A 7358-nucleotide genomic window follows, 5' to 3' on the forward strand; every position below is an offset into this window, starting at 1 on the left:
CCCGGCAATGACAGGAGGAGGGGTGGGCTCTGCCGGCTCTCCCGGTCTCACTCCACCACGATCCGCACCGGGCGGGACTCCCCATCCTGCAGCGGCAGGCGCAGCTGGAAGCGGTGGGCGCCTGGGGTCAGCGGCCAATAGACTGTCTCGTCCGGCCGGGCCGTCCGGAACGGCACGCCGTCGACATACCAGACCACCTGGGTGGCGCCGGGGGCCGACGCCTTCAGCGCCAGCCGGTCGAGCGCCGGCGGCATTTCCGGGTTGCGCCAGATCCGGGCGTTCTGCTCCGGCATCGTGATCGACAGGTGCGGCGGCTCGGCGGTGCCGATCGTCGGGCCGTCCGTCTCGGGCCGGGCGACGGCCTGGATCGCCGCCGGCGGCGCCGCGTCTGCCTTGACCCATTCGACCAGGCGCTGGCGGCAGAAGGACGGGGCGGGGCCGCCATCCGGCACGCACAGCTCGACCGGCTTGTAGGCCCGCGGCACCGGGAAGCTGGCGTCCAGCAGATCGCCGGGCCGGGCGCCGTGCAGGCCGATCAGCACATCCTGCGCCAGCTTGGCGGCGGATCCCGCGCCGGCGACCTGCCGCATGGTCCCGGCATCCGGCCGGCCGAACCAGATTCCGACCATGTAGTCCTGCGACCAGGCCACCACCCAGGCATCGCGATAGCCCTGGGAGGTGCCGGTCTTCAGCGCCACCGGGAACGGGAATTCGGTGCTGCCGTAGCGCGGGAAGCTGGGCAGCCGCGCCATCGGGTCGGACAGGAACAGCGTGACCAGCCGGGCGATGTCGGGCGACAGCACGCGGCGCGGCGGCCCCAGCGCCTGGCCGCGATACCAGACGAGATCGCGCAGGGTGCCGTCATCGGCCAGGGCGCCATAGGCCCGCACCAGCCGATCCAGGCTGGTCGGCAGCGACCCGATCGCCATCGACAGGCCGAAATTCTCGGCCGGCACGTCGAGGTCGTGCAGCCCGAGTTCGCGGAAGAAGCGGAAGCCGGTGTCCAGCCCCAGGCGGCGCAGCAGGTTGGTGGCCGGGATGTTGCGCGAATTGGCCAGGGCCTGGCGCGGCAGCACCGGGCCCAGGAAGCTGCGGTCGGCGTTGGAAATGCCGGACGCGCCCTCCGGCATGTCGGCCATCACGTCGGTCGGGGCCAGCAGCGCGCGCTGCATCGCCAGGGCGTAGATGAAGGGCTTCAGCGTGCTGCCGGGCGACCGCACGGCGCGGCTGAAATCGATCGATCCGCCATCCGGCCCGCCATAGCGGGCGGAGCCGACATCGGCCAGCACCTCGCGGTTGTCGCGGCGGGCGACGATCACCGCGACCTGCTGCGCCCCCAGCGCGTTCAGCGCCCGCAGCTGCCGCCGCGCCGCCGCCGTGACCTCGGCCTGGACCGTCAGGTCCAGCGTGGTGCGCAGCCGCGGATCGGTGGCGGGCAGCGATTCGGCGCCGTCGCGCGCCAGCATGTCGCGCAGCCGCAGGATGGCGGGGACGGCGTCGGGCCGGCGCGGCGTCGGCGGCAGGCGCAGATCGGCCAGCTGGGTGGTGGCCTGGGCCAGCTCGTCCGGCCCGATCACGCCCTGGCGCGCCAGCTCGTCCAGCGCCCGCTGGCCGCGCTGCTTGGCCTTGGCCAGGCCCAGCGGCCGCCTCGGATTCATGGTGCCGGGCGCCTGCGGGATGGCGGACAAGAGGGCGATCTCGGCCCAGCTCAGATCCGCCACCGGCTTGTCGAAATACCAGCGCGCGGCATGGGCGATGCCGTGGCTGCCATTGCCGTAGGGGACGAGGCGCAGGTAATGCGCCAGCAGCACGTGCCGGTCATAGCGCTGGGTCAGCACCAGCGCGGTGCCGGCCTCCACCGCCTTGGCCCACAGGGTGCGCGACTGCGGCTGCTGCATCCGGGCGATCTGCATGGCGATGGTCGAGGCGCCGGACCGCACCCGGCCGCCCTCCAAATTCTGCCACAGGGCGCGGCCGACGGCGCGCGGGTCGACGCCGGGATGGTCCCAGAACCGCCGGTCCTCCAGCGCCAGGGTGGCGCGCACGACGCGCTCGGGCAGGGGATCGACCGTCCAGTAGCCGTAATCGACGAAGCGCCTGCCGTCCTCGGTTCGCTCCTCATGGCCGATCTGGGCGATGAACTGGCCCTGCCGGTCGTACAGGATCGGGGTCGGCGCCGGCGCCTCCAGATGCGCCCGCAGCGCCACCTGGGTGGCGTAGAGGCCGAACACGGCGAGGAACAGGGCGAGCACAGCCCAGCCGATCCGCCGGCGCCAGGGGCGACGGGGCGAGGGTGTCGTGGTGAGAGAGGCGGGCTGCATCTAGGGCTGCCGGAACGTGTTGCCTCTCCCGCTTGCGGGAGAGGCCGGAGACGCGAAGCGGCTCCGGGTGAGGGTTCTTCGTCGAGGCCAGTGCCCGCCCTCACCCGGAAATCCAAGAGGATTTCCGACCTCTCCCGCCAAGCGGGAGAGGCAACGCGTTCCCTCGAGACAGCCCGAGACCATCTTCATCCGACCCGCCTCACGGGCTGACGACGATCCGGGCGCCGGCGCTGGCGCCGTAGACACCCGCCCGGTACATCATCTCGGCCTCGCCCGGCGGCTGGATGAAGCTGCCGGCGACCTGGGCGCGCAGGCGGAAGCGCAAGGTCAGCGTCCCCTTGTCCAGCCGGTCGTAGAACACCCGGACCTCGTCGTCGCCATAGCTGGAATAGCTCGGCGGCGCCGACGGCCCGGCCGACGGCGCGGCCTCGGCCGGTGCCGTCGCCAGGTTCGGGTTCAGCGGCTCGAACCCGGCGGCGATCGGCAGGCGGATGGCGACCTGGACCCGCGGCTCGGGGTTGATCAGCTCCATCACCTCCTCGACCACCTCGCCGGAGGCGACATGGATGGCGCCGTCGCCGCCGGCATCCAGCCGCTCCAGCGGGCCGTCGGCGGGCACCCGGTACAGCTGGCGCGACAGCACGAAGCCATCCTGCACCGCGGCCGCCGCCGATCCGGGGGCCTTGGGCAGCCAGCGCGCATCGCCGAGTGCCACCACCGACTGGCCACCGTGATTGGCCACCGTGACCGCGCCGCCCGAAGTCGTCGTCCAGTGCAGCACCGGCGCGTCGGGCTCCAGCGTGCCGGTCTGCTCGGTGCCGGCCAGCGAGGCGGCGACGGGCACCGACCCGCTCGGCGCCACCCAGGCCGCGGCCAGCGCGCGCAGCGCGGCCGCGTCGGCATTGGTGCTGCCCCAGCCGGAGCCGTCGCCCAGCCCGATCAGCCCGGTGCGCAACTGGCCCAGCAGCGGGTCTTCCGGCGCCGCGCGGACCACGGCCAGCATCACCTCCGACAGGGTGCGCGTCTCCGACGGCAGCACCATCGGGTCGGCCGGCCGGTCCTGCAGCCCGGCATAGACCGGCTGGCCATTGCGCGACAGCAGCCGGACATTGGCCTTGACCTGGTCCAGCAGGGCCGAGACCTGGCGCGGATCGGCATCGGCCGAGGCGGCGACGATCTCCGTCACCTGCGCCAGCGATTCCAGCGGCAGCAGCGAGGCCCGGCGGCTCAGCTCCGCGACATAGGCCGGGTCGAGCGTCCCGCCCGCGGCCAGCGCGGCCAGGGCGGCGACCCGCTCGCGGATCTCCTCGCCTTGCAGGAAGCGGGGATAATCCGACCGCAGCGCCTGTTTCAGCACCTGGGCCAGCCGGTCCTTCAGGGCCGGGTCGACGGTCTCGCCGGCCTTCTCCGCCTGGACCAGGAAATAGTAGGACGCGGCGGTCAGCATCACCGAGCCGCGCGACTTCGGCCAGAAGCCGACCAGCCCGTCCTCGTCGGTGGTGCGGACGATGCTCTGGATCGTCTTCTGCACATCGGCCGAGATGCGGTCCTGCAGCCCGGCGGCCGCGAGGATCGGGGCATAGGGCTTCAGGGCGAGCTCGGCGCTGGACAGCGCCATCACCTGTTCGGTGCAGCCGAAGGGATAGTCGGCCAGGGCGTTCAGCCCGGCGACCAGCCGCACCAGCGCCGGGTCCGCCGCCATCGCCACCGACGCGGTGTAGGAGCCGGGGCGGACATCGCCCGGCGCCGCCAGCAGGTCCTGTTTGGCGCCGGGGGCCAGGTCGACGATGCTGTGCTGGCGCAGCGGCGGCCGGTCCGGCCGGATCGGCAGCGCGATCTCGACCGCGTCGCCGGCCTTGTCGGCGTCGCGCTGCAGCACCAGCCGCAGCTTGGCCGTGTCCTGGCCCGGCGCCGGGTCGGGCACCGAGACCGGGAAGGTGATCTTCGCCGGCCTGTTGCCGTCCCAGGCGAAGGCGCGGTCCTTCGACCCTTCGACCGTCAGCCCGTCGACGCTGATGCCGGCGCGGCCGGACCCGGCCGGTCCTTCGACCACGCGGCCGATCAGGCCGGCATCGAAGCTGTCGCCCGGCCGCACGAAGCGGGGCAGGGCGGGCTGGGCCACGATCGGCTGGCGCACCTTGACCTCGCCGACGCCGAAGCCGAAGCGGTCGGGACCGCTGGTGACCACGGCGCGCAGCTTGTAGACGGTCAGCGTGTCCGGCAGCTTGACCTTGACCTTGGCGGTGCCGTCCGGCCCGACCTGGACATGCGGCAGGTAGATCGGCACCGGGTTGAAGTTGCGGCGGACGGAGATGTTCTCCACCCCCCATTCATCGGTCGCCTCGTCGCCACCCGGCACCTCCTCCAGCGGGATCACGCCGAAGGCCATGTTGCGGGTGTCGCGCGCCGCCATCTGCGACATGCGGGCGACGATGAACTTCGGCAGCGGGTCCAGCGGCTGTTCCTTGGCCAGGGACAGCACGGCCTGGTCGATCATCCAGAAGGTGGCTTCGCCCGGCAGCGGCTTATTCTTGGCGTCGGCCAGGTGCAGCGTCACCTCGATCTCCTGCGCCGGGCGGGCGCTGGGCGGCGCGTCGATCGCTACCGCCACCTGGTTCTCGACCGGCGTGACCTTGACCCAGGCGGTGGTCGCCAGTGTCACCGGCTTGCCCTGGTCGAAGGGAGCGGTGGCGGACTGGTCGGGGCCGGCCAGGCGGCCGCGCATGATCAGGAAATGCACCGCCAGCTTGGGCATCTGCTGTTTGCGGATCGGCACGGCATAGCGGCCGAAGCCGTTGGTGATGTCGACCCAGTCGTAGCGGAAGCGGCCTTCCGGCTCCTCCACCACCGCCAGTGCGCGGGCGGTCTGGAACGGGCTTTCGATCACCAGCGTCGCCGTCTCGCCGGGGGCGTAGGCATCCTTGTCGGCGGTGACGGTGACGTTCTGCCCCGGCGGCCGCGACCAGGTCACCGGCGTGTCGCCGGCGGCGAACAGGTCGACCTTGACCGACTGGGCGCGGCCGATCTTGTCCGCCGCCTCGACCGAGACGATGTAGACGCTGGCATCCGGCAGGGCGAAGTGCAGCGTCTGCACATCGGTGGTCGAGGTGACCTTGCGCTCCTCCAGCGTCTCGTCGATCACCTGGGTGACGTATTTCGCCGACCCCTGGCTGAAGTCGCTGGCCTGCAGCACGGCGTTCCAGTTGCGGCGCACCAGCCGGACCGTCATCTCGACGCCGGCGATCGGCTTGCCGGCGCCGTCGACCGCCAGGATCTCCGGATCCACCGCCTCGGCCTTCGGCAAATAGCGCGGCACCTTCAGCCCCAGGGTGAAGGGCGGCAGCGCCACCACATGCTGGGTGCTGCGGATCTGCATGTCGTCGTCGCCGGTGACCGTGGCCTCGACCACATAGCGGCGCGGCTGGGCGGTCGGCTCGATCGTCGGGTCCAGGGTGATCTGGGCGGACCCGCCGGCATCGGTCTTGCCGTCCTGCTGCAGCACCGGGGTCGAGCGGAACTCATGCTCGCCGGAGAAGCGGGAATCGCTGGAGAACAGGAAGCCTTCGCGGCCCGGCGGGGTCCAGCTGTAGGGGAACTGCGTCACCCGCCACTTGATCGGGCGATCGGCCAGCAGGCCGCCGGCGAAGTAGCGCGCTAGCAGCGACACCTGGATCTGGCTGTCCAGCGGCGCCGAATCCGGGCCGTTCAGCAGCACCTCGAAGGTCGGCAGCTTGTATGCCTCCTTCTTGAAGGGCACCTGGCCGCATTCGGTGCCGTCGGCGTCGACGAAGCGGACGCTGTAGTCGCCCGTCGCCGTCGTCGTTTCCTCGAAGCGCTGGTAGAAGCCGCCATTGGCGTCCAGCGACACCGGCAGGCGCCATTCCTGGTCGTCCGGGCCGTTGATGACGACCTCGCCCTTACCGCTGGCGAAGGATAGGCCGCCGCCGAGATAGGAGCGGACGAAGCCGCGGATCTCGATCGGCTCCTCCGGCCGGTAGATCGGCCGCTCGGTGAAGACATGGCACAGGATCTGTGCCTGCTCGCGCCGCGCGGCGACGTCGCCGAAGCCCCAGGCCAGCCAGGGCTCCTCCGGCTTGGTCCAGTTCTCCTGGGCGTATTGCTCCGGCCCGTTGTCGGGCTCCAGCACCAGCGTGTCGGTGCCCTTGGTCACGACGATGCGGCGGATCTCCGGCTCGTCGGCGGTGTTGCCCTTCGGCGCCCAACTGAAGCTGCCATCGGCCTGGGTGACGCCGCGCTGCAGGGTGACGAATTTGTCGTCGCGCACGCCTTCCAGGCGGATCTCGGCGCCGTCGATCGGCTTGGCGGTGTTCAGCGAGGTCACGGTGAAGCGGATGCGCTGCGGCTCCTCCACCGTCGACAGGGTCAGGTCCGTGACCTGCAGCCGCAGCCAGCGCCGGTCGCCGCCGTCGATCGGCCGCAGCCCGACCAGATAGGTGCCGGGCTGGTCCGCGCCGGTGATCTTCTGCAGCAGTGGCTTGAGGTCGAGGCCGAACTTGGCCGACACGCCGCCGCGCAGCGAGGGCAGGGGCACCATCTCAGACACGGCGGGGGAGCCGAGGGCGGCGATGCGCGCGGCCATGGCGTCGCGGTCGATCTTGGCCGCGTCGGTCCAGGCCGACGGCTCGTTGCCGGCCAGCGGCGGCGCGGTGTCGTCCTGGGTGGTCAGCCCTTCCGGCGGGAACGGCCAGAAGTCGCGGCCCAGCGGGTCGATGCGGTGGATGCGGATATCGGCGCGGTCATAGCCATGGCCGCGCAGCGGCACCATCTGCGGCCCGAAGCGCTCGCTGATGCCCTGGCCGGCATCCCAGGCCAGCGCCGGCAGGTCGGGCGGGAAGACGAAGCGGGTGGAGGTCGCGGCGCCCGACAGCGGCCGTCCCCGGACATCCTTCACGCTGCCGGGGTCGATCCGCAGCGTGTACACCGTGTCCGGCAGGAAGCGGCCGGTCAGGGTCAGGGCGCGGCCGTCGGGCTCCAGCGCCAAATCGTCGACCGCCGGGGTGATGCGGAACACGTCGC

General features: G+C 72.0%; 2 protein-coding genes. Both read right to left on the reverse strand.

All coding sequences use genetic code 11. The annotated features are described in order from the left end of the window. Positions 1–47: 47 nt before the first annotated feature. Positions 48–2321, reverse strand: coding sequence for a transglycosylase domain-containing protein (locus AC3XYG_RS16285; RefSeq protein ID WP_489140897.1), 2274 nt, complete (start codon positions 2319–2321; stop codon positions 48–50). 199 nt (positions 2322–2520) lie between these two features. Further along, a partial coding sequence (locus AC3XYG_RS16290; RefSeq protein ID WP_489140898.1) for an alpha-2-macroglobulin family protein occupies positions 2521–7358 on the reverse strand: 4838 nt, incomplete at its 5' end.

It is taken from the genome of Inquilinus sp. (assembly GCF_057815775.1).